Source organism: Enterobacter sp. 22499, assembly GCF_052044815.1.
GTDB classification, from domain to species: Bacteria; Pseudomonadota; Gammaproteobacteria; order Enterobacterales; family Enterobacteriaceae; genus Enterobacter; species Enterobacter bugandensis.
This window is the reverse complement of sequence record NZ_JBQENR010000001.1, coordinates 107,108-129,617: the sequence shown is the minus strand read 5'-3', so window position 1 is coordinate 129,617 and position 22,510 is coordinate 107,108. Positions and strand designations below refer to the sequence as shown.

Here is a 22,510-nt window from a genome sequence, read left to right as displayed (position 1 = left end):
TTAACAGAAATGATGAAATTGATGCTATTGGTCTTTGCCATAAAAATGGAGGTATTCAACCGAGGGAGAAAAATATGGAAAACCAAGTCAACGATCTCCGCAGCGCCATCGCCTTACTGCAGCGCCACGAAGGCCAGTATATTGAAACCGATCATCCGGTCGATCCCAACGCGGAACTGGCGGGTGTCTACCGCCATATCGGCGCAGGCGGCACGGTCAAACGTCCGACCCGCACGGGTCCGGCCATGATGTTCAACAGCGTTAAGGGCTATCCGGGCTCCCGCATTCTGGTGGGCATGCACGCCAGCCGCGAGCGCGCGGCGCTGCTGTTAGGCTGCGAACCGTCTGATCTGGCAAAACACGTTGGCCATGCGGTGAAAAAGCCGATAGCCCCCGTCGTCGTCCCGGCCTCGCAGGCGCCGTGTCAGGAGCAGGTTTTCTACGCTGACGATCCTGACTTCGATCTTCGCAAATTGCTTCCGGCACCGACCAATACGCCAATTGATGCCGGTCCGTTTTTCTGCCTGGGGCTGGTGCTGGCAAGCGATCCGGAAGACAGCTCGCTGACGGATGTCACCATTCACCGCCTCTGCGTGCAGGAGCGCGACGAGCTTTCCATGTTCCTTGCCGCCGGGCGACATATCGAAGTCTTCCGTAAAAAAGCGGAGGATGCCGGAAAACCGCTGCCGGTGACGATCAACATGGGTCTCGACCCCGCCATCTATATCGGCGCATGCTTTGAGGCCCCTACCACGCCGTTTGGCTACAACGAGCTGGGCGTCTCCGGGGCGCTGCGCCAGCAGCCGGTCGAGCTGGTGCAGGGCGTGGCGGTCAAAGAGAAAGCCATCGCACGGGCGGAAATCATCATCGAAGGCGAACTGCTTCCGGGCGTGCGCGTAAGAGAGGATCAGCATACCAACACTGGCCACGCGATGCCGGAATTCCCGGGCTACTGCGGTGAGGCGAATCCCTCCCTGCCGGTGATCAAAGTGAAAGCCGTGACCATGCGCAACCACGCGATCCTGCAGACGCTGGTGGGACCGGGGGAAGAACATACCACGCTGGCCGGACTGCCGACCGAGGCCAGCATCCGTAATGCCGTTGAAGAGGCAATTCCGGGCTTCCTGCAAAACGTCTATGCCCATACCGCGGGCGGCGGTAAGTTCCTCGGCATATTGCAGGTGAAAAAACGCCAGCCGTCAGACGAAGGACGCCAGGGCCAGGCGGCGCTCATCGCCTTAGCCACCTATTCGGAGCTGAAAAACATTATTCTTGTCGACGAAGATGTGGATATTTTCGACAGCGACGACATCCTGTGGGCGATGACGACGCGCATGCAGGGCGATGTGAGCATCACCAATATTCCGGGGATCCGCGGCCACCAGCTGGATCCGTCCCAGTCGCCGGATTACAGCACCTCGATTCGCGGCAACGGCATTTCCTGCAAGACGATCTTCGACTGCACGGTGCCGTGGGCGCTGAAGGACCGCTTCGAGCGCGCGCCATTTATGGAAGTGGATCCACGTCCGTGGGCGCCGGAGCTGTTTGCCGATAAGAAATAAAATCACGCGCGTATGGCCCGCAGATCATACGCGTATTTTCTTTTCAAGCGTGGCGATATTTTCACCCGCCACGCGTTCAACAGTGAAACGATCGACGCTCAGCAATATAAGCATCAGCCCCCTGCCGCTCTCCAGCAGCGGCGACATTTCGCAGAAACGGTCTCGCCGGGCGATCTCAAGACGCTCCTGCGGGAAGGCGTCACCCGCGTCAGTAAAAACAAGGCAGACGTCATTGCCGCGGATGGCGAACTGTACGCTAAAGACGCACGAATTATCCTCATGAAGCGCGTAGCGGATGATATTCGTTGCCACTTCACAAACGGCGAGATCGAAGGCGAAACGCCACTCGTCATCGACGGGAAGCGCGCTCAGCCTGTCTCTCAGCCAGTCGGACAGCGGCGTCAGGGACGCGATCGCCGCCGGAAATTCAGCATGCTCTGGCCTCTGCATCTACTGCCCCAGCTGCGCAAGCGCGCTATGTTTATCCGGATAGATACGGAAGATACGATCCATTCGGGTCAGGGTGAACATGTTCATGATCCCGGGGTTCAGAGAGCACAGCGCCATGTCGCCTTTCCCGTTCATCAGCTTAAACAACGACACCAGCATCCCCAGCCCGCTGCTGTCGATGAAATCCACTTTGCTAAAGTCGACGATTAAGGCTTTACGATCGCTGCCGATTTCCTCCGTCACGGACGCTTTAAACGTCGCAGCAACGGAGGCGTCCAGCCGTCGGACCGCGGGCGTGAGAATGTTGGCATGCGGTAATCGTTCGGTGTTAATTATCATTCTGTTCTCCCTGACGCTCAATCACGAGCAGTGACACGTCATCGGTTAAGGCGATCGGTTCATCACGATTTGCATTGCGCCAGCCGGTCAGGTGGTCACCGAACCGTGGCAGGAGCTGGTCAACGGGGAGCCGGGCATGCTCATGAAGCCAGCGTTCGAGACGTTGCGTGCCAAACTGCTCGCCGCTGACGTTCTCACACTCGGTAATACCGTCACTGAATAAGCATAAGCGATCCCCCGGATGGAGGGTAAACGCGACGTCTTCCCAGCTCAGATCCGGGATTAGCCCGACCGGCGGTCCGCCATCGCCCACGGACGTGACGGCGCTGTCCGCGTTCACAATGAAGGGAGTAGGATGCCCGGCCTGGCACAGCCACCCTTCACCAGTCTCTGGATCGATCACGCCGTAAATGAGCGTGAAATAACTGGTGATGTCGCTCTCTTCACTGCAAAAGCGGCTGTTCAACATCCTGACAACCTCCGCAGGTGACTGAATCCCCCCCTCTTCGGTAAACAGAAAGCGATCCACCACCCGGCCATGTAAAAACTGGCGAGCCACCGCGAGGGACATCATCGCGGCCCCCACGCCGTGACCCGATACATCAACGCAATAGAATCCCAGATGTGAATCCAGAGGGAAAATATTGAACACATCGCCCGAAACCCAGGCTGACGGCAGGAAAAGCCAGTCGGAGAAGTAGTCGCCATAGCGTAAGCGGCGTGAAGGCAGCACCGAGTGCTGGACGCGCGCAGCCAGTTCCAGATCTTTTTCAATCTGATGCAACGCTTCACTCAGGCGCTTGTTGTGCGCCGCGAGGGTCGCCTCCAGCGTCAGAATACGGACCCCGGCATGGAGCCGCGCCCGCAGTTCAGCCTGCTCAACGGGCTTACTCAAAAAATCATCCGCTCCGGCATCAAACCCCTGCGTCACGTCCCCGGCATTCTCGCGGGCCGTCAACAGGATGATATACACGTAGCGGCCAAACTGACGGTTGCGGATGGTCTGACACAGCGTCAGTCCGTCCATTTCCGGCATTTCCCAGTCGCTTATCACCATGCTGACCGGCTGGCTGGACAAGATTTCCAGCGCGTCGACACCATTTTCCGCCTCGCTCACGATATATCCCCACTGGGTGAGCATTCGGGAGAGTAACCGACGATAAATCAGCGAATCTTCAACGATTAACACGTGCAGCGCCGACATACATCCCTCCTAAAGCGGTAAGAACCAGATGAGGCTCACGGTCCCTTCCCTGAATTTTGCATTCCCGTTGCCGTGCCCCGGATAGCGCGTTCCCGCATAGTTCGCGTACTGGATGGAGAACGAACCCGGCGTATAGCCGGCATAACCGAAGCTGTAGCTGTAATCGCCGTTCCAGGGCTGCTGCTGGCTGCTGTCCGGGAACCAGAATGCCGTCGCGCGAACGAAGAAATGTTGTTTGAAGGTGTAGCCGCAGCCGCCGAGCATGACGTTTTTATTTTTGCGGATGTCATCGCTGCTGAGGTCGTAGTAGCGCGGTACCCAGCTGTACCCGACCTGGCAAATGATGGAATCCCCTTTATTAATCAGGAGCGTGTTTTCAACCGGTTTCGGTAGCGAAAACTTATAGGCCAGCGTGAAGGCGCCCTGTTCGAAATAGGTGTGTCGTCGGCTGCCCGATGTCCAGAAATGGTTATCGCCGTAGTTGCTGTAAACCAGACTCACGGTGTTGGCGTGCCAGTCATCGTAGCCGAAGCTGTAGCGAAAATCGGCGGTGTAGCGGCTGGTGTCTCTGACCGGCAGTCTGGACGTAATGTTGGCAAACCAGAAGCTGTAGGGGGAATATTGAAGGCTGAGATTCAGCGTCTGGTTAATCTTTTTCTTTTCCGTGGCGGTGTCTGAACTGTTAGGAATGCTCATCCACTGCTCTTTCAGTCCCGAGCTAAAGCTCAGCGCACCTGAGAATTTCTTGTCGTTACCCGAGAACAGGCGCCCCCAACGGCTGGTAAAAACGCCTGCCTGAACGGGTTCACCGTTCTTATCGCGCAGGGTTTCTTTATCACTGCTTTGCGCCGCCTCCGCGGCGGGTATCGCGGCGAGCAGCACGCCCGCCAGAAGCCATTTTTCGCGCATAACCGCCATCCTTAGTTAGGTATCCAGCGTGCGCCGACGTCGTATTTTGCCATCAGCCACAAAATACCCAGTGCCGCCGCATGCACTAACGTGTTCTCTATCCAGGCGTGACGCCATAAATCGAAGGTGATGAACTGACTCACCAGCAGCACCACGTAAACATGCAAAATAAAGGTATAGAGCGAGTGCTGCCCTAGCGGGATGAAGAACCATCCCAGCAGGCGGTTGAGCGGCGTCCAGCAATACGTCAGCACCAGGTAGACGGTGACCATCAGGGCGATATCGTTCAATACCCGCACCGGGCCCAGCCCATTCTTCGCCGCCCAGGTGTGATAAAACGAATTGAAGCTGTCAGGCGGGATGACGTGCATCAGCAGCGCGGGCGGCATAAACGGGTTGGTATGGTTCTGGGCGACAAATCCCAGCACCAGCGACACCATGACCAGCGCCACCACCACCCCTTTCCCCGGGGGCGTCCGGGCGAACGAGAGCAGTTCGGCTTTATACCAGCCGCTGGCCATGCCCAGCACAAAGATGAACTGCCAGGCGAGCAGCGGGAAGGCAAATTCGAATTCCGACGGCGTCAGCCGAAGCGGCCACCGCTGCCACAGGCTGTACACCAGCAGCGACAGCCCTAACAGCCACCAGACTTTTCCTTTCTGCAGCATCCCTAAAAATAGCGGACTGAGTAGCAGCAAAAAGATATACAGTCCGAGAATTTGCGTCTGGTGGGGACCGATCTGCAAATAGAGAATAATGTTGAACCAGGTCTCTTTAATTTGCGGCGTTACAGGATAAAGCGACCAGCTTTGACCCGAAAAGCGGTCGGTAAAATGGGTGACCTCAAAAACGTTAATATATGGGATATAGGCCAGCAGAATAAACGACACTATGATAATGATATTTACGCGATATATTTTCCATGCCCTGAGATAAAGCCCCCAAGAAACCGTGAGCAAAACCACTTTCTGCAGACGCGCGCGATTCAGCATACCCAGCATAAACCCCGAGAGAATGACAAAGCCTTCTGCACCTGTTGTTAACCCAAATCGTTCCCAGGAGAATATATTAAATATCGACATCACCTCCGTATGCGCCACGACCATCATGACGAGGGCAATGCCGCGCATAAAGTCAATTCTCAGGTCACGGGCACCTGCAACGGAATACCTCCATGTTATTGATTTAGCGTCATCTTCTTGCGCGATCGACGGCGCAACATGGCTCATAGGGTGTCCTTTGCCTGAAAACGAAAATTAAGGTCTAAATAAAGTAGATAGTCTAAAGGAATAGTAACTGCAATTTATCACCGGCAGATGAAACATATTAAGCATAATTAAATACAAATTAACCACCACTTCATATTAATAAAAACGACGCTGGACACTTTTATTCGGCGTTCTACACTTATCTTAAATCTTGTTTACTCGCTATTTTCATTCGCTTTTGGGCAACTGTCTGCGCAGCAGAATGGGTCTGCATTTTCACGGAATCAGGAACGCCGGAACTATGGATTTTTATTTTTCCCGTTTTGAACATCGTCGTCCTCCGGAACCGTTAACCACACCGCGTTGGGTCATGATGACCTGGCAGGTATTAGCGGTCGCGGCGCTTATTCTGGGTGCAAATTATATTTACTGGCGCTGGACCGCCTCCCTGAATACTGACGCACTATGGTATGCCATACCGCTGGTCCTCGCCGAAACGCTGGCGTGGATAGGGACCGTGCTGTTTACCATCAACTTATGGAAAGAACAGGATCCCCCCCAGTGTCCGCCCCCCGGCGAAATTAACGAATGCCTGTTTCCGGAAGAGGCCGTAGAACCTCGTCCTGTTAAAGTGGATTTGTTCATTGCCACCTACTCGGAAGACACCGAGCTGGTCAGGCTGTCCATTCGCGACGCCCTGAAGATGGCCTACCCGTACCCGATTGACTACCGGATCCACGTGCTTGATGACGGCCGCCGCCCGGAGATGAAAGCCGTCTGCGACGAGGAAGGCGTTAACTATATCAGCCGCCAGACCAACATCGGCTTTAAGGCCGGCAACCTGCGCAACGGTCTTGAGCAAACCGACGGTGATTTCATTGTTATCTGCGACGCCGATACCCGCGTATTTCCCACCCTGCTCAGCCATACGCTGGGCTATTTTCGCGATCCGGACGTGGCCTGGGTGCAGACGCCGCAGTGGTTCTTCGACCTTCCGGAAGGAGAAAATCTTTCACGCTGGGGCCAGCGAAAAGCCGGAAAAGTGGGCTACGGTCTGGGCTGGCTGATTCAAAAGTGTGTTGGCCCGGTGACCGTAGGCCGCGACCCGTTTTTTAACGATCCGCGCATGTTCTATGACGTGATCCTGCGGCGGCGCAACTGGGCGAACGCGGCTTTCTGCTGCGGCGCGGCCTCCATCCACCGGCGCGAGGCAGTCATGCAGGCCGCGCTGAGAAGCTACGTCTGGTCCGTCGAAGAGGAGATCCATCGCCACACCCGCGACATCCGCGATGACGAAACCCGCGAAGCGCTGCAGGAGGCGATGCGCCCGCACGTGGCGTTTGACACCGAGCTCACCCCCTACAAATTTCACGTCTCCGAAGATATTTACACCTCGGTGCTGCTGCACGGTGACGCCGCGCGACGCTGGCGCTCGGTCATGCATCCGCGGGTGGAGTCGAAGATGCTCTCTCCGCAGGATATGCTGACCTGGATGATCCAGCGCTTTAAATACGCCGCCGGCTCGCTGGATATTTTGTTCCATGACAATATCTTCAGCCGTCGCCGCTTCCGGCTTTCCCTCCCCCAGACGCTAATGTATGCCACTACCTTCTGGTCTTACATGGCCTGCGTGTGGAACACGGTATTTTTGATTTCGCCCATTATCTATCTGTTCACCGGCATTCCGCCGGTATCCGCATGGTCGACGCCGTTCTATCTCCACTTTCTCCCCTTTTTTATCTTCTCTGAACTGGCGTTTATGTTCGGGACATGGGGGATCTCGGCCTGGGACGGCAGGGCCTCTTACCTCTCCTTCTTTTCCATGAACCTGCGCGCGCTCAATACCGTGCTGCGGGGCGAGCAGATCAAATTTCACGTCACGCCAAAAGAGCGGCAGACGGGCCGTTTTCTCTACCTGGTGAAGCCGCAGATTGCCATTGTGGTGCTGACCCTCGCAGGGCTTATCTGGGGCGGTATTCAGGTGGCGCGTGGACAGGTGGACGACCCCTCCGGCTACGTCATCAATATTTTCTGGGGAGGGGTGAACATCGCCGCCATGCTGCCGCTGATTTTCGCGGCCATGTGGACGCCCGCCGAAGAGGATGAGGTCACCCAATGAGGATACGTGATGCCCTGCTGCCCGCGCGCAGCTACCTCACCATTTTGCTCGGGTTCCTGCTCGGCTTTGCCATTGTGGTCTGGGTGGAGAAACAGATGCCCACGCGCGTGGAAAGCAGCGGCGGCATCGCGCTCAGCAAAGACTTCCCGCCGCTGCCTGCGAAACGCGCCCTGACCTATGACGAAGCCATCTGGGCGCGGGTCGCCTGGCAATACTACGTGAATAATACCCAGCCAAACGGGCTGGCGAATGCCAGCGACGGTGAACCCTGGCTGAGCCTCTGGAGCGTGGGAAGCTACCTGTTGGCGACCGCTGCCGCAGAGCAGCTCAACATTATTTCCGCCGATGAGTTCGACGAGAGGATCGGTACGGCCCTGTTCGCGCTGGGGCAGCTGCCGCTCAACGAGCGAGGCCTCCCAGCCGCGTATTACCATGCCGACACCCTGAAAATCCTCGGCAAACCCGACGCCTCGGCAATTGGGCTGAGCCGCCTGCTGACGGCGCTTCAGACCCTCCTGTGGCGCTATCCTCAGCACGCGGCGGCTATCCACGATCTCTTCAGCCTCTGGAACACCGGCGCTCTGATTGAACATAACGTCCAAAGCCAGGCGGCCGTGCCGCTCCATCACTGGACGCTGACCGATGACGAACAGCGGGACAGCTTTGGCTACCGTCTCTATGCCAGCCATACGCTGCGCCTGATTGACAGCACGGCAGGCCTCGCGGTAACCAACCCGCCTGAAGGGCAAAAGATGATCGATCTGGACGGCGTGATGGTGCCGGATGAAGGGCTACGCACGCCCTGGGGCAAGCAAACCTCCCTGATCAGTCTCCCCTACCTATTAACCGGCCTTGAGCTGGGCTTTGACGCGCAGAGCGCTGAGATTGCGTGGCGGATTATGCAGATCCAGCAGCGACGTCATAGCCTGCGCAGCCCAAAACCCCCTGTCAGCACGGATTACGCCGAACCGGCGCCGGATTACGTCAACGATCTGCCGAACAGGCAGCCGGTACAGGCGCGCAACCTGCGCGACGAGGTGCCGGAGAAAGTGGCGATAACCTCCACCCGCACCGCGTTTGCCTGGTATGCCCTGTTCCGCAACAGCTGGAGCGAAGCGCTGCGCCAGCAGGTTCTGCCGCTTCAGGTACCGGGTAAAGGCTGGCAGCGCGGGTTAAATCTCAACAACAGCGTCAATGCCGTCGTGGACGCCGATACCAATGCCATTGTGCTGGAAAGTCTGTCTTACATCGCGCATGGTCAGATGCTCTGTCTGGCCTGCCTCTACACTTCCCCCTCAGCAGGAGCAACGCCATGAAGCCACGATCCCCGATCCTTTTCCACCTGCTCACGGGAATAACGATCTGCTGGCTGGCGTTATCGACCGTGCGTGCGGACACCGAGCTTCCTGCATCAGGTTACTCCCCGCGCAGCGGCGAGCTGACGGCCCGAGAGATGACCATCGCGAAAAACGCCTGGCAGTATTTCGTCACCAACTATCAGCCCACGACGGGCCTGGTGAATGCGGTCAACAAATTTCCCTCCACCACCATGTGGGACAGCGCCTCCTATCTGGCCGCCCTGACGGCGGCGCGCGAGCTCGGGATCATTGATAAAGCGGAATTTGACCGCCGGATGCTGAAATTTCTCGCCACGTTAAACACCCTGGTACTGTTCCGCAACGAGCTGCCCAACAAGGCCTATAACACCATCAGCGCCCAGAAGGTGGACTACACCAACAAGCCCGGCGAAATTGGCTTCTCGGCGCTGGATATCGGGCGAATGCTGGTCTGGCTGAAAATCGTCAAAGAGCGCTATCCGGAATACGGCAACAGCATTGATAACGTGGTGCTCGGCTGGGATTTCAGCCACGCGATCGACCCCTGCGGCACGCTGTACGGGGCCTATCTCGAGAACGGCCAGCCGAAGTACGTTCAGGAAGGTCGGCTGGGCTATGAAGAGTACGGCGCGGCCGGGTTCCAGCTTTGGGGGTTTAATACCTGTAAAGCCAGCCGTCCGCAGCCTTATGAGCTGGCCGAAATCTACTGCGTGCTGGTCCCGTACGATACGCGCGACCCGCGCAACACGTCGCAGCATAACTACGTGGTGACGGAATCCTACCTGCTCTACGGGCTGGAGTTCGGCTTTGATAAACCGACCGACCGGGATAACGCCCCGCGCGACTACTCCCTGACGTGGATGAAAAACTTTGCTGACCGCGTTTATCAGGCTCAGGAGAATCGCTATACCATTACCGGCGTCCTCACCGCGCGCTCCGAGCACCAGCTCGATAAGGCTCCTTACTTCGTCTATGACACCGTCTTCAGCGACGGATACAACTGGAACACCATTACCGATAAAGGCCAGTTCGTCCCCAACGCTGCCGCAATATCGCTGAAGGCGGCGCTGGGCATGTGGGTGCTGTGGAACTCCCCCTATACCGACCGCCTGCTGAATACCATTGAGAATGCCAACGAAGAGGGAAAAGGCTACTACGAAGGGCTGTATGAAAACGGTGACGGCCCGATCAAAGAGTTCACCGCGAACAATAACGGCATTATGCTGGAAGCCCTGCTGTTCAAGAAAGAGGGAAAACTGCTGGCCTTCAACACCGACAACCCAAAGAGCAAGGATTTTGCCCCCTCGCTGTGGGATCGCAAGCTGCTCGATCAGTTTGAAGAGAACAACGCGCTGCGCAGCCGTCCGTTCCTTAGCAGCACACCGGCCATAAAAAGCTGGTGCGACCGGACGGGCGTCACGCAGCGTACCAAACCCGCCTGTCAGGCCTGTCAGTGCGCGTCATGCAGCGTGGACGAGCCCGTTAAACTGCCTCCGGTGACTGCGCAATGCTTAAAACCTTAGCCAGAGGGCTCGCGGGATTACTCCTTGCAGGCGGGGTCATTTTTGCCCTGTTTGGCCATCAGGGCGCAGGCTGGCGCTGGCTAATCCACGGCGGCTGGCACTCCAGCGCGCGTATCGCCGCCCTGACGCCGGAAGAGCAGACGTGGGCGACGATCGCCTGGCGCTATTTCGTCAATAATACCCAGCCGCAAACGGGCCTGGTCAACGGGAGCGACAAACAGCCCCGCGTCACGCTCTGGCAAATGGGCGATACGCTTATCGCCCTGCTGGCGGCAAAAGAGCTGGGGCTGATTGAGGACGCCGAGTATGACGCTCGCTTAACCCGTCTCATGGGCACCCTTAACCGCCTGATGCTGACCGATGCCCGAACGCCGGGTCGACTCTATTCCAGCCAGACGGCGACGCCAGTCGACTTTAGCGGCAAGCCCAGCAAAAACGGCTGGTCCGCGCGCGACATGGCGCGTCTGATGCTCGCCCTGCGCCTTACCGCAGAGCGGGAGCCGCAGTACAGCGAATACCTGGATAAAATTATCCTGCGCTGGAATTTCTGCCCGGTCATCGATAGCGAAGGCGAGCTATGGTCCTCTTCCCTGCAAAACGGTCAGCCGGTCGTGCGGGAGGAACTGCGGCTGGGCGAAAGTGAATATGCCGCGACGGCGTTTCAGCTGTGGGGATTTTCCCCGGATAAAGCGTTTACGCCCCCGGCGCACCACGTCATCATCGCCCAGCGGCGTCTGGCCGTCGATGCCCGCGATCCGCGCACCACGTGGCAGCCCTCTCTGATTACCACCCTTCCCTATATGCTGCCGGGCCTGGAGTTTGGCTGGGAGCCAGAAGGCGTTGCGGCCGATCTGCAACAGCGTCTGCGCAAGCAGGCCGAAAACGTCTGGCTGAGCCAGAAGACCCGCTGGGAGACCGATAAAATCCTGACGGCCAGGGCAGATTTCACGCTCTCTCAGGCGCCCTGGCATATCCAGGATACCGTCTGGGGAAATGGCTATGCCTGGAACTCTGTCGGAGACGATGGCCGGGACTACACCCGTTTCGCACAGGTATCGACTAAAGCGGTTTTTGCCCTGTGGGCCCTGTGGGACACCCCGTACACCGACGTGCTGATGACGGTCACCCAACACCTTAACGATCCGCAGAAAGGCTGGTATGAAGGCCGTCAGGAAGCCACGGGCGATACCAACGCTGCCTTAACCCTCTCGACCAACGCCACGGTGCTGGAAGCCCTTTTCTTTAAACACAACGCCGGGCCTCTGTTTGACGTGCGTCGGTCGAAGAAAGAGAGCTACTTCTCACGCCGTCTGGCAGAGCAATACACGCCCATCGGGCACTGTCTGCCGGGCGAAAGCACCATAAGGAGGACGCCGTGAAGTTCTATCGCGATCTGTTTGAATCCAGTCTGAACCGCGTCTTTCCGAATAATGAAAAAACCGCGTTTTTTCAGACGTTCTATGACGCCTTCGTCCATATGTCACCCGAAACCGAGGCGCATTTTTCTCGTCTGCCGGATCGGGAGGGCCAGCAGACCCTGTTTAAAAGCTTCTTCGCCATGCTTGCGGTCGACGGCGCCCTGATCGTCCCTGATTTTCTCGAGCGCCTGGCGCGGGAGCAAAGCGACGACGGCCTCCACCTTCCCCCGCGGTTTTTTGCCCTTTGGCGCGAAGCGATGTTGAACGCGGTGAGCCTGCGCGATCCGCAGTGCGACGATGAGATCCTCACCGCCTGGGCCATGGCGATCGCGCCCGGGCTGGAATACCTTCGCCGACAGGCAGAACTGCACTACCGCGCGTAGGGGGAATCACGATGAGTTCATTCACGTACGATCTTAACGCGCTGCCGGCCGCCGTCATGATTTATGACCGCGAGGAACGCCTGCAGGCCTGGAATCACAACGTGGCCCTGTTTTATCCGGTCATAACCCCGTGGCTGACGGTGGGAACGACACTTGAGGCGCTGGCGGAACGCTTTATCGATGCCGTTTACAACGTCGACCCCGGCCTGCGGCAGACGCTGCGCGAGTCGATCGTGCGCAACTGTCGGCAGGATAAACACTGCGAGGTGCGCCAGGCGGGCCAGCGGCGGATCTTCGTCCAGCATCAGCGGCTTGCGGACGGTGGTATTGTCAGCCTGCACAGCGATGTTACGGAGCTGGATGAAGCGCAGCGCGCGCGCCACCAGTTGCATGACGACTTTCTGCTGACGGCGGAATCCATTCATATCGGGATCTGGGACTGGCAGGTTTCCGGCGACACGCTCCAGGTCAACGATACCCTGCTTGCCATGCTGGGCCAGTCGCGCACACAGTGGCGATATCCGGTGCGTTTTCTCCTCAATCAGGTCCACGAGGATGATCGCGCAGCGCTACGCAAGGCGCTGCACGCTTCGAAGCAGGATCATCGTCCGGTCTTTGAATGTGAAATTCGCGTGCATCACCCTACCGAAGGACTGCGCTGGATGCTGCTGTCCGGCCAGGTGGTTACGCTCTCCATTGAGGGAAACGCAGAGCGCGTTATTGGCACGCTGCAGGATATTACGCGGCGCAAAGAGGCTGAAATTCAGGCGTTCGCCTCGGCCATTGAGGCACAAAAAGCCAATGAGGCAAAAAGCGCGTTTCTGGCGAATATGAGCCATGAAATTCGTACCCCGATGAACGGCATTATTGGCATGACCCAGCTGTGCCTGGATACGTCTCTGAGTGCCGATCAGCGTGACTATCTGACCCTGGTGATGAGCTCCGCCCAGTCGCTTCTGCATATCATCAACGATATTCTCGACTTTTCCCGAATTGAAGCCGGCAAAGTGGAGCTGGAGACGGAACCCGTACCTGTCCGCCCCTTTATTCAGTCGCTCATTCGCCCGCACATGCCGGGGGCGAGCGAAAAAGGCATCGAGCTGCTGGTTGATATTGCGCCCGACGTTCCCGACGTGCTGCTGGTTGACGGCGCGCGGCTGCGGCAAATCCTGACCAATTTGCTGGGCAACGCGCTGAAATTTACCCATCAGGGAGAAGTGATCCTGGTGGTTGAGCCCGGCGATAGCGCGAATCGATGGCGTTTTCGCGTGCGCGACAGCGGCATTGGCATACCGGCAGATAAGCAGAAGGCCATTTTTGAAGCCTTCAGCCAGGCGGATAACTCAACCACCCGCCGCTATGGCGGTACGGGGCTCGGACTAACCATCTCGGCAAGACTGGTTGCGGCCATGGGGGGCGAATTAACGGTCTCCAGCGAGCCGGGAAAAGGAAGCGAATTTTCGTTCTCGCTGCCGCTGGCGGCGCAGACCCTTGCGCCCGGAGAGCGCCCACATAGCCAGCGCTTTAACGGTGAACCCGTACTGGTGGTTGATGATAACGCGACCAACCTGCGGCTGCTGTCCGCGATGCTCAGCCAGATGGGACTGAAACCCACCTGCGTTAACAACGCCAGCGAGGCCATTGATCGGGTTAGAACGGGAACAGCGTGGCCCCTGATCCTGCTGGACGCGCAGATGCCGGATATGGACGGCGTGTCTCTGGCCCTTGAGCTTTCGGTTCTGCCGCAGGTTGCTGAAAGTCATATCATCATGCTGAGCTCCATGAGCCGACATTTTGATATCAATATGCTGAAGCGGATCGGAATCAAGAACTATCTGCATAAGCCTATCGCCCAGGATGAATTACATCAGGCGATTGCCGCCGCGTTTGAACGTTCGCCAGCACCCGTGGGTGAAAGCACGCCCACGCCTGTCGCCTCGCCTGCAGCCACGGGACTGCGGATCCTGCTGGCTGAAGATAATCTGGTCAACCAGAAGGTCGCCGCGCGCCTGCTCGAGCGGCTCGGCCATAGCTGTCAGATCGTCGACAATGGCGTCGCGCTGCTGGAACGCTGGCGCGCGGATACGTGGGACGTTTTACTGATCGACCTTCAGATGCCAGAGATGGACGGTGAGACCGCCATTCGCCTGCTTCGTGAAGAAGAGCAGTCCCGGCCCGGACCGCCTCAACCCACCGTCGCCATGACCGCACACGCCATGCAGGGGGATAAAGAGCGCTGCCTGAACATGGGGTTCGACGGCTATATTGCCAAACCCATTAGCCAGGAGCGTCTCGCTGAAGAGATTGCCCGCGTGCTCCAGCACCACGAAGACGCCTCCGGTTTTCCGGATGAAGCACGCCTGCTGAAGCAGTGCGCTGACGATCCCACCCTGGTACAGGAGCTGCTGGCCCTGTTTGGCGAAGGGCTAAATGAAGCAATCAAAACCATTACCCAGGCGATCGACAGCAACGACCGCGAGGCGCTGCGACGAGCGGCCCACAAGCTGCGCGGAGAAGCCGTCACCCTGGACTTCAGCACGCTCGCACAGCAGCTGCAGGTGCTGGAAAGCGACGCGCATACGCTGGATGGGCGCCAGCTTGCGGCCCTGAAAGAAAATCTTCGCCAGGAATCGCTGCGCCTGATGGCGTGGCTCAACGCGCGCGGGGTAAACAAATGAACGCTCGCAACTGCACGCTGCTCGTTGCCCTGTTGACCACCCACGCGGTGGCGAACTCTGCGCCGGTCAGTTGGTCTCTGGCCGGAGAATGGCAGGTTCAGGATGCCAATGACAGCGCACGTCCTGCCGCATCAGGCTGGCACCCGCTTCAGGTTCCTGCCAACTGGTACAGTGCCGGGTACGATCATCAGGGCGCGCTGTGGTACAAGCACGCGTTTTCCCTGCCCGTGCAGCCCCCCGACGTGATGAGTACCCTGGTGTTTGACGGCGTCGATTACCTGGCCGAGGTGACCCTGAACGGCCAGCCGCTGGGCAAGCATGAGGGCTACTTTCAGCGTTTTTCGCTGGACGCCAGCCCGGCGTTACAACGTCACAATCGGCTCATCGTCAGGGTAGACAGCCCCTACGAAGATCCGCACAAGATCTGGCCTTTGCATAAAACGGCCATGAAGGGGGTTCTGAATCAGCATGACACGCGTCCCGGTGGCGCCTGGTCGCCGGAAGGACAGGACGCTAACTCGGGCGGCATTTGGGCACCGGTCCGGCTGCACCTTAGCCGGGGAGCTACCCTTGATGAGACCATCCTGCGGCCCGACTGGTCGCAGGGGCTGACTCGCCCGACGCTAAAAGCGGAGATTCGCTATCGCGCGCTCGATCGGGGCCCGGCGACCGTGCGGCTCACCGCCACGCCCGCCAACTTCAGCGGCAGGCCCTATCAGGCTGACTTTCCGGTTACTCTCGAAAGCGGTGCCCATTCCGTGCAGGTGACGCTGCCCATGCCGAAGGCAAAGCTGTGGTGGCCCGTCGGTACCGGAAAACCCCACCTGTATAACGTTCGCGTGGCGTTGCGGGATGCAAACGGCTTAATGGACACGGCGGTAACCCGCACCGGGCTGCGCAAAATCGTCGAGCAGCCCGACAATAAGGGCTGGCTCATAAACGACAGGCGCCTTTTTATTAAGGGCAGCAATTACATCGGTTCCCCCTGGCTCGGTACCATGACGCGAAAAAAATACCGACGCGATCTTCGTCTGGTGGAAGCCATGAACGCCAACGCCATACGCGTGCACGGACACGTTGCCGGGCGCGCGCTGTATGGCGTGGCCGATGAGATGGGCATGATGATCTGGCAGGATGTTCCGCTGCAGTGGGGCTACAACAACAGTGCGTCTTTCACGGAAAATGCGGTTCGACAGACCCGGGAGATGATCGAACAGTTTGGCAATTCCCCCGCCATCATCGTCTGGGGCGGGCATAACGAACCGCCGTGGAACTCGCCGTGGATGGAAAAACGCTTCCCGGACTGGAATAAAGATCTGAATCGCGAGCTCACGCAAAAGGTGGCGGATACGCTTGCCGAAGATACCTCCCGCATCGTGCACCGCTTCTCCGCCGTTGAGGAGCATTACTGGGCGGGCTGGTACTTCGGCACCGTGCGCGACCTGCTGGCCCCAGCCAAAACGGGGATCATTACCGAGTTCGGCGCGCAGGCGCTTCCCCGCCTGTCAACGCTAAAAACCATCATCCCGGCGGCGTCGCTCTGGCCAAAAACGACTGCCGCCGACGATCCCGGCTGGACCGTCTGGAAATACCATAATTTTCAGCCCTTCCAGACCTTTAAGTTCGCCGGTATTTCGCGCGGGAAGAATATTCAGGCGATGATTCGCAATACCCAGGCGTACCAGTCTCAGCTGGTGGCCACGGCGGCCGAAAGCTATCGCCGACAGCGATACCAGCCGGTGACGGCCCTGTTCCACTTTATGTTTGTGGAAACCTGGCCCTCCATCAACTGGGGCGTAGTGGACTACCTTCGTAAACCTAAAGCCGGGTTTTACGCGCTCAAGCGCGCGTATCAGCCTGTTTTGCCGTCTATCGAACCGGTCACCGCGCAGTGGCAATCCGGCGCGGCGGCGACCGTGCGCCTCTGGGCCATCAACGACACCTGGAAACCGTGCAGCGAATGCCGCCTGACCTGGCGTATCACGCAGCGCGACAAGGTGCTGGCTAAAGGCACAACGACGATGACGATCGCAGCAGACTCGGGAACGATGGTCAAAACGCTGACGGCTACGCCCGTGGGCCAGGACGACGTGTCGATTCGGTTTACGATTGAAAACAGCGCGGGAAAAATTGTCGGTGAAAATCAGCGCACGGAGTCCGTCATAAAGTGAGCGAGGGGAAAAGGAAAATTGCCGCTTCCCCTGCTTTCTTGTACCCTTTCAGCGTTTACCCCAATCCCCAAAAAATCGAGACATCCGGACGCCTATGACTGCACATATTTCCAAAGATCCTTTACATGGCGTAACGCTGGAGATGATGGTCAACGCCCTGGTGGCGAAGTATGGCTGGAGCGAATTGGGCGACCGCATCAAAATTAACTGTTTCAGAAAAGATCCCAGCGTTAAATCGAGCCTGAAATTCCTGCGCCGCACCCCGTGGGCGCGCGCGGAAGTTGAAGCCCTGTATCTGGATTCCCTCAACGATGAGGAAAGCGCAGAACAGGCGGCGCCCGCCTTTAATCCCTGGGCTAACAGTCGGATTATCAAGAGCTAATACGCAAATGACGCGACACGTAAAACGGATCGGTGCGCTGGCTGCCTGCGCGCTTTTACTTGTAAGCTGCTCCTCAAAACCACCTAAATCACTGGTTACCCCTCTTCCCACCGCCAGCAAACCGACACAGCAGGCAAACGAGCCGATGCGCGGGGTCTGGCTGGCGACCGTCTCTCGTCTCGACTGGCCGCCGGTAGCCTCGGTGAACGGCCGCAGCGCCGACCAGCGCATCACCATGCAAAAGCAGGCGCTGATCGGCAAGCTCGACAACCTTAAGCGCCTCGGGATAAACACCGTATTTTTCCAGGTGAAGCCGGACAGCACCGCGCTCTGGTCATCAAAAATTCTGCCGTGGTCAGATATGCTGACGGGCAACATCGGCGAATATCCGGGTTACGACCCGCTGCAATTTATGCTGGATGAAGCGCACAAGCGCGGCATGAAGGTCCATGCCTGGTTTAACCCATACCGCGTGTCGACCAACACGAAGCCATCAACCATCGCCGCCCTGAACCGGACTTCATATCTGACCCCGTCCAGCGTCTATGTTCAGCACCCGGAATGGGTACGCGTCTCCGGCGATCGTTTTGTTCTCGACCCGGGCATTCCCGAAGTGCGTGACTGGATAACCAAAGTGGTGACCGAAGTGGTGGCGAACTACCCGGTAGACGGCGTGCAGTTTGATGATTACTTTTACGCTGAATCGCCGGGATCCGCGCTCAACGACGCGCAAACCTGGCGGCAGTACGGCCAGGGATATGCCTCAAAAGCCGACTGGCGCAGACACAATACGCAGCAGCTGATCGTGCAGGTGTCCCGCGCGATCAAGCAGACCAGGCCCAACGTGGAGTTTGGCGTCAGCCCGGCGGGCGTGTGGCGAAACCGCTCCTTTGACCCGGCGGGTTCGGACACGCGCGGCGCCGCGGCCTACGATGAATCCTACGCCGATACGCGTCAGTGGGTGCAGCAGGGCCTGCTGGACTACATTGCCCCGCAGATATACTGGCCCTTCTCCCGGGACGCCGCGCGCTACGACGTGCTGACCAAGTGGTGGGCCGACGTCGTCAAGCCGACCCACACCCGTCTGTATATCGGTATCGCGTTTTACAAGGTGGGCGAACCGTCGAAAAATGAGCCGGACTGGACGGTACAGGGCGGCGTGCCGGAGCTAAAAAAACAGCTCGACCTTAACGATTCGCTGCCCAACGTGAACGGCACCATCCTGTTCCGGGAAGATTACCTGAACCAGCCGCAGACCCAGCAGGCGGTGAACTACCTCAAAGGACGCTGGGGTAGCTAAGTGACTATCAGGCAGAAACACCCCGTTTCTGCCTGATTTTTTTTACGGCTTCGGCCCGAACATTGCCTCAAGCTGCTGCGCGTCCGGCATACCGACCACCTGCTGCAGCTCGTTTTCCGCATTCAGATAGTAAATGGCCGGCGTGGCGTTTGCGCCCAGGCTGTCCATCAGCGCTTGGTGTTTCTGCAGGATCGCTACCGTTTCGCGGGAAGCGTCCCCTTCAGGTTTTGGCAATTTTTTCCCACCGGAAAGCTCGTATTCGCGCCAGGCCGAAACCGGATCTTTCGCCTTCAGGATCGCAGAGGCGTTGCGCCCGCTGTTGGGGTTAAGAAACGCCACCAGCAGCGTGTTGAGCTGAACCTTGCCCGCCTTCACCCACGGCTGCGCTTCAGCCCAGAACTGCTTGCAGTACGGGCAGAACGGATCGGCGAAGACGAAGACCTTACGCGGGGCGCTATCCGCCCCTTCCTTCAGGGGATGCGCCGCGTTGAGATTCTTCCACATCTCGCGTCCCATCGGAGCGTAGATCTCTTTCTGGAAATAGCCTTCGCTGAGGTTTTTTCCTTTTTCATCGTACAGATAGCCCGAAATGACGTGCTTGCCGTCCGGCGTTAAAAACAGCGTCACGCCCATGTCCTGATATTGCCCCAGCCAGGCCGGTGCGCCGCCTGGGGCATCCAGTTTCTTAATGATTTTGATCTGCTGCTGCTCGCTGAACTGCTTCACCACATCCGGTATGGCATCAGCGGCCTGGGCCAGTCCTGAGGTCGCCAGCGCCGAAAGTAACAGTAATTTTTTCATTTCCCTCTCCGGTTTGTCGGGGGCATTCCGCCCCCTTCAGGTTAGCGGTTTTTCAGTGCGTCACTGACCATTTCGTCGAACTGTTCAAAAGGAACCCAGCCGGGCAGCAGCCCTTCGCCGATAAGCGTGGCGGGCGTGCCCTGAATTCCCATTTTTTCCGCGACGATCAGGCTGCGTTTGATCGACACCATGCTCTCATCATCCGGCGCGGTGACGCTCACCCCGGCGCGCTTTTGCGCCTCCTGAATGCTGGCGTCATCGTGGTATCCCTTTTTGGCCATCAGGGTATGGTTAAATTTCATAAACTGCTCGGGATGCGCGCGCCAGACGGTTAACGCGTCGCGCGCGGCGGTCAGCGAACTTTCCGAGCGGAAAGGTAAAAACTTAAAGACCACCGCCACATCAGGGTGTTTTTCGACGATCTTCTCCAGGTAAGGATCGAATTTCTTACAGTACGGGCAGTTATAGTCGGTAAACACCACCAGGGTAAGCTTTGGATTTTTCGCGCCAATACGCGGGGAATCCGGATCGTTAAACAGGAAATCAGCGATCATCTTCTGCGCACGCTGTTCCTGGTCCGGCGTCAGCGGCTGGGCTGCCATCACCTGAGTCGAGGCCAGCAGGAGCATAAGCGTAATAAAGAATTTTTTCATAATGCATTAGCCTTTTGCGTTGTTCAGGGTGGTGACCAGGGTGCGCTTGTCCAGCAGCGGCGAGAGGATCTCTCCGTCAGGCGTGCCGGGGCCATAGACCTCATTAAAGGGAATGGCGTAGCGGTTTCGCTTCGCGAGAAACTCCGCGATAAGCGCGGAGGGCTGGCTCCAGTCTCCGCGCAGGGCCACCACGTCCGGCTGGCTCAGCGCGGCAATAACGTCCGGCTGACGCAGTACCCGGTGCTCGTTAACTTTGCAGGTCACGCACCAGTCCGCCGAGATATCCACAAACACCCGTTTCCCCTGCGCCAGCGCCTGCTCAATGGCCTCCTCGCTGAGCGGCTGCCACGGGATGGTCTGTGCGACGCTTTGCGTGGTGGCATCTGACTGTGAGTTGAGCAACCCGCGCAGCTGATACCCGCCGAACACCGACAGCGCGATGACCACGACCCAGAATAACGGCGAGGAGGTTTGCCCCTTCTTCGCGAACAGCGCCAGCGCGATAACGATCAGCACCAGCATCACGACCTGGCTGACCGCCTCGCCGAGATGCAGGCTCAGCAGCGTGACCAGCCAGAGGCTGGAGGCCAGCATCATCAGGCCCAGGATCATTTTGAGCGTGTTCATCCAGCGGCCGGGTTTTGGCAGCAGCATGGCCGTTTTCGGCACCAGGGCCACAAACAGCCACGGCAGGCTCATGCCCACGCCCAGCATCAGGAAGATAAGCCACAGGGTGTGCAGCGGCGCGCCAAGGGCAAAGGCAACCGCCGTACCGAGAAACGGTGCGGAGCACGGCGTGGCAAGCAGCGTGGCGAACATCCCTTCGCAGAAACTGCCGCCAAGCCCTGTGCCCCCTGCCGTTGCCAGCCGCCCGGCGGCGGCAGAAGGAAGCAGCATCTCAAACGCCCCAAACAGGTTCAGCGCAAACAGGAAGGTGACGGCGACCATCAGGCCGATAAACCACGGGTTCTGGAACTGAATGCCCCACCCCAGCGACGCCCCGGTCAGCTTAAGCGCGGTCACCATCGCGGCGAGCAGCGCAAAGGAGGTGAGGATCCCGACGCTGGTGGCCAGGAAGCGCAGCCTGATGGCGCGCCTGTCGGATCCCGCCTGCAGGATGCTGTTAAGCTTCATGCCCATTACCGGCAGCACGCAGGGCATCAGGTTCAGGATCAATCCGCCAAGCAGGGCAAAAAGTATCATTTTACCCGTTCCTTCAGGCGCGGAAGGCTCTGCGGGCGTTGCCCCAACGGTCATGGTGGTTTGCTGCGCGTTACCGCCATTGGTCAGCACAAACGACAGCCTCTTGCCTTCCAGCGAGGCGGGTTTATCGCCCCATTCGTCGGTCACGGGTACCGTCACCCGAAGCGTGTTGCCGTCGTGCTTAATGGCCGGCTCGCCGGGGAGAATGTCACCCTCCAGCGGGTCAAAGTAGATCCCCGGATTGTCCCACTTCCCGTCCGTCGTGCCGGTAATCACCAGCTTGTCACCAGAGAGCCAGGCGGAGAGATCCGTGGATACGCCAGACGTACCGGGAACGGCGCGCATCGCTTGCTCGAAGGCGGCCTGGAAGCTCTCATCCACCGGCTGGGTAAAATCGAGATGCAGCGGGTAGTCCGTCAGCAGGCAGACGTTGCTGCAGGTGGAGAGCGTGAGCGTTCCATTGAGCGCGTCGCTCTTCACCCCGTCGAGAACGATCGGAATCGTGACCTTATCGTGATACCCCTGCGTGGTCATGCCGGAGATATCGAAGCGCGACGGAACCGGCCAGGACCAGCTGTCCGTTACGCCTTCCGGCCAGCTTATTTTTGGCGCGACGCCACCCTCGCCCGGCGATCGCCAGTAGGTTTTCCAGCCGGGCTTTAGCTCAACGGTGAGCAGGCCTTTAATGTGCGTTTGTTCCCTCTCCGCCTGAAAGCGGATGCGGGCGTGATCGTTTTGTGGGGAGACCTGCCAGCCGGTGTCTGCCGCATGGGCAACGCCGATGCAGGACAGCCACAGGAAGACGAATCCCCTGAAGAGATTAACCATGTATTACTCCGTGAACAGTGAAAAATTATCGTGTGGTGACGA

18 protein-coding genes are annotated in these 22,510 nt (G+C 58.4%); 10 read left to right on the top strand and 8 right to left on the bottom strand.

Translation table 11 applies throughout. The annotated features are described in order from the left end of the window. The first annotated feature begins 74 nt into the window (after window positions 1-74). Complete coding sequence (locus tag ACTJI7_RS00585) at window positions 75-1,562, top strand: UbiD family decarboxylase (protein WP_063154115.1); 1,488 nt, start codon at window positions 75-77, stop codon at window positions 1,560-1,562. A 24-nt stretch (window positions 1,563-1,586) separates the two neighbouring features. Here the strand turns inward: ACTJI7_RS00585 and ACTJI7_RS00580 are convergent, their stop codons facing one another. The 5 genes from ACTJI7_RS00580 to opgC are packed head-to-tail and all read right to left on the bottom strand — an operon-like array spanning window position 1,587 to window position 5,693. Beyond that, the gene (locus tag ACTJI7_RS00580) at window positions 1,587-2,012 is read right to left on the bottom strand and encodes an ATP-binding protein (protein ID WP_041909935.1); all 426 of its coding nucleotides are present in this window, start codon (window positions 2,010-2,012) and stop codon (window positions 1,587-1,589) included. Next, the gene (locus ACTJI7_RS00575) at window positions 2,013-2,351 is read right to left on the bottom strand and encodes an STAS domain-containing protein (protein ID WP_028013194.1); all 339 of its coding nucleotides are present in this window, start codon (window positions 2,349-2,351) and stop codon (window positions 2,013-2,015) included. After that, on the bottom strand, window positions 2,341-3,555 hold the full coding sequence (locus tag ACTJI7_RS00570; RefSeq protein ID WP_048958240.1) for a PP2C family protein-serine/threonine phosphatase: 1,215 nt from the start codon (window positions 3,553-3,555) through the stop codon (window positions 2,341-2,343). The genes ACTJI7_RS00575 and ACTJI7_RS00570 overlap by 11 nt, the downstream gene beginning before the upstream one ends. 9 nt (window positions 3,556-3,564) lie before the next feature. Then, the gene (locus tag ACTJI7_RS00565) at window positions 3,565-4,464 is read right to left on the bottom strand and encodes a hypothetical protein (RefSeq protein WP_028013196.1); all 900 of its coding nucleotides are present in this window, start codon (window positions 4,462-4,464) and stop codon (window positions 3,565-3,567) included. 11 nt (window positions 4,465-4,475) lie between these two features. Next, window positions 4,476-5,693: an OpgC domain-containing protein gene (gene opgC, locus ACTJI7_RS00560; RefSeq protein ID WP_440669481.1), complete on the bottom strand. Its 1,218-nt coding sequence runs from the start codon at window positions 5,691-5,693 to the stop codon at window positions 4,476-4,478. A 280-nt stretch (window positions 5,694-5,973) separates the two neighbouring features. On the opposite strand from opgC, the gene ACTJI7_RS00555 reads away from it, so the two are divergent. The 9 genes from ACTJI7_RS00555 to ACTJI7_RS00515 all read left to right on the top strand — a co-directional run bounded on the left by ACTJI7_RS00555 (window position 5,974) and on the right by ACTJI7_RS00515 (window position 18,983). Further along, a complete protein-coding gene (locus ACTJI7_RS00555) occupies window positions 5,974-7,791 on the top strand; it encodes a glycosyltransferase family 2 protein (RefSeq protein ID WP_063154119.1) in 1,818 nt (605 codons plus the stop codon). Then, on the top strand, window positions 7,788-9,107 hold the full coding sequence (locus ACTJI7_RS00550) for a DUF3131 domain-containing protein (RefSeq protein ID WP_063154121.1): 1,320 nt from the start codon (window positions 7,788-7,790) through the stop codon (window positions 9,105-9,107). The genes ACTJI7_RS00555 and ACTJI7_RS00550 overlap by 4 nt, the downstream gene beginning before the upstream one ends. Then, the gene (locus ACTJI7_RS00545; RefSeq protein WP_045630442.1) at window positions 9,104-10,651 is read left to right on the top strand and encodes a DUF3131 domain-containing protein; all 1,548 of its coding nucleotides are present in this window, start codon (window positions 9,104-9,106) and stop codon (window positions 10,649-10,651) included. Before ACTJI7_RS00550 ends, ACTJI7_RS00545 begins: the two co-directional genes overlap by 4 nt. Then, on the top strand, window positions 10,636-12,030 hold the full coding sequence (locus tag ACTJI7_RS00540) for a DUF3131 domain-containing protein (RefSeq protein ID WP_063154123.1): 1,395 nt from the start codon (window positions 10,636-10,638) through the stop codon (window positions 12,028-12,030). The genes ACTJI7_RS00545 and ACTJI7_RS00540 overlap by 16 nt, the downstream gene beginning before the upstream one ends. Further along, window positions 12,027-12,452, top strand: a complete 426-nt coding sequence (locus tag ACTJI7_RS00535; RefSeq protein ID WP_028013202.1) for a hypothetical protein — start codon at window positions 12,027-12,029, stop codon at window positions 12,450-12,452. The genes ACTJI7_RS00540 and ACTJI7_RS00535 overlap by 4 nt, the downstream gene beginning before the upstream one ends. A gap of 11 nt (window positions 12,453-12,463) precedes the next feature. Continuing rightward, the gene (locus ACTJI7_RS00530; protein WP_192979196.1) at window positions 12,464-15,130 is read left to right on the top strand and encodes a hybrid sensor histidine kinase/response regulator; all 2,667 of its coding nucleotides are present in this window, start codon (window positions 12,464-12,466) and stop codon (window positions 15,128-15,130) included. After that, complete coding sequence (locus tag ACTJI7_RS00525) at window positions 15,127-17,301, top strand: glycoside hydrolase family 2 protein (RefSeq protein ID WP_192979195.1); 2,175 nt, start codon at window positions 15,127-15,129, stop codon at window positions 17,299-17,301. The genes ACTJI7_RS00530 and ACTJI7_RS00525 overlap by 4 nt, the downstream gene beginning before the upstream one ends. A gap of 94 nt (window positions 17,302-17,395) precedes the next feature. After that, window positions 17,396-17,683 (top strand): VF530 family DNA-binding protein, encoded by a 288-nt coding sequence (locus ACTJI7_RS00520; RefSeq protein ID WP_041909918.1) that lies wholly within the window; start codon window positions 17,396-17,398, stop codon window positions 17,681-17,683. A gap of 7 nt (window positions 17,684-17,690) precedes the next feature. Then, window positions 17,691-18,983, top strand: coding sequence for a glycoside hydrolase family 10 protein (locus ACTJI7_RS00515; RefSeq protein WP_063154129.1), 1,293 nt, complete (start codon window positions 17,691-17,693; stop codon window positions 18,981-18,983). Window positions 18,984-19,025: 42 nt separating this feature from the next. Here ACTJI7_RS00515 and dsbG read toward each other — a convergent pair whose 3' ends face one another. Genes dsbG through ACTJI7_RS00500 form a run of 3 tightly spaced genes read right to left on the bottom strand, consistent with a single transcriptional unit; the run spans window position 19,026 to window position 22,468 of the window. Beyond that, window positions 19,026-19,784, bottom strand: a complete 759-nt coding sequence (dsbG, locus tag ACTJI7_RS00510) for a thiol:disulfide interchange protein DsbG (protein ID WP_063154131.1) — start codon at window positions 19,782-19,784, stop codon at window positions 19,026-19,028. A 41-nt stretch (window positions 19,785-19,825) separates the two neighbouring features. After that, window positions 19,826-20,437 carry a DsbA family protein gene (locus ACTJI7_RS00505; protein WP_048958256.1) on the bottom strand — a complete coding sequence of 204 codons (612 nt, stop codon included), beginning with the start codon at window positions 20,435-20,437 and terminating at the stop codon, window positions 19,826-19,828. 6 nt (window positions 20,438-20,443) lie between these two features. Then, window positions 20,444-22,468: a protein-disulfide reductase DsbD family protein gene (locus ACTJI7_RS00500; RefSeq protein ID WP_063154133.1), complete on the bottom strand. Its 2,025-nt coding sequence runs from the start codon at window positions 22,466-22,468 to the stop codon at window positions 20,444-20,446. Window positions 22,469-22,510 lie beyond the last annotated feature (42 nt).

Coding starts and splice junctions, on each gene's coding strand:
- ACTJI7_RS00585 (WP_063154115.1), top strand. CDS start 75: ATGGAAAACCAAGTCAACGATCTCCGCAGCGCCATCGCCTTACTGCAG.
- ACTJI7_RS00580 (WP_041909935.1), bottom strand. CDS start 2,012: ATGCAGAGGCCAGAGCATGCTGAATTTCCGGCGGCGATCGCGTCCCTG.
- ACTJI7_RS00575 (WP_028013194.1), bottom strand. CDS start 2,351: ATGATAATTAACACCGAACGATTACCGCATGCCAACATTCTCACGCCC.
- ACTJI7_RS00570 (WP_048958240.1), bottom strand. CDS start 3,555: ATGTCGGCGCTGCACGTGTTAATCGTTGAAGATTCGCTGATTTATCGT.
- ACTJI7_RS00565 (WP_028013196.1), bottom strand. CDS start 4,464: ATGCGCGAAAAATGGCTTCTGGCGGGCGTGCTGCTCGCCGCGATACCC.
- opgC (WP_440669481.1), bottom strand. CDS start 5,693: ATGAGCCATGTTGCGCCGTCGATCGCGCAAGAAGATGACGCTAAATCA.
- ACTJI7_RS00555 (WP_063154119.1), top strand. CDS start 5,974: ATGGATTTTTATTTTTCCCGTTTTGAACATCGTCGTCCTCCGGAACCG.
- ACTJI7_RS00550 (WP_063154121.1), top strand. CDS start 7,788: ATGAGGATACGTGATGCCCTGCTGCCCGCGCGCAGCTACCTCACCATT.
- ACTJI7_RS00545 (WP_045630442.1), top strand. CDS start 9,104: ATGAAGCCACGATCCCCGATCCTTTTCCACCTGCTCACGGGAATAACG.
- ACTJI7_RS00540 (WP_063154123.1), top strand. CDS start 10,636: ATGCTTAAAACCTTAGCCAGAGGGCTCGCGGGATTACTCCTTGCAGGC.
- ACTJI7_RS00530 (WP_192979196.1), top strand. CDS start 12,464: ATGAGTTCATTCACGTACGATCTTAACGCGCTGCCGGCCGCCGTCATG.
- ACTJI7_RS00525 (WP_192979195.1), top strand. CDS start 15,127: ATGAACGCTCGCAACTGCACGCTGCTCGTTGCCCTGTTGACCACCCAC.
- ACTJI7_RS00520 (WP_041909918.1), top strand. CDS start 17,396: ATGACTGCACATATTTCCAAAGATCCTTTACATGGCGTAACGCTGGAG.
- ACTJI7_RS00515 (WP_063154129.1), top strand. CDS start 17,691: ATGACGCGACACGTAAAACGGATCGGTGCGCTGGCTGCCTGCGCGCTT.
- dsbG (WP_063154131.1), bottom strand. CDS start 19,784: ATGAAAAAATTACTGTTACTTTCGGCGCTGGCGACCTCAGGACTGGCC.
- ACTJI7_RS00505 (WP_048958256.1), bottom strand. CDS start 20,437: ATGAAAAAATTCTTTATTACGCTTATGCTCCTGCTGGCCTCGACTCAG.
- ACTJI7_RS00500 (WP_063154133.1), bottom strand. CDS start 22,468: ATGGTTAATCTCTTCAGGGGATTCGTCTTCCTGTGGCTGTCCTGCATC.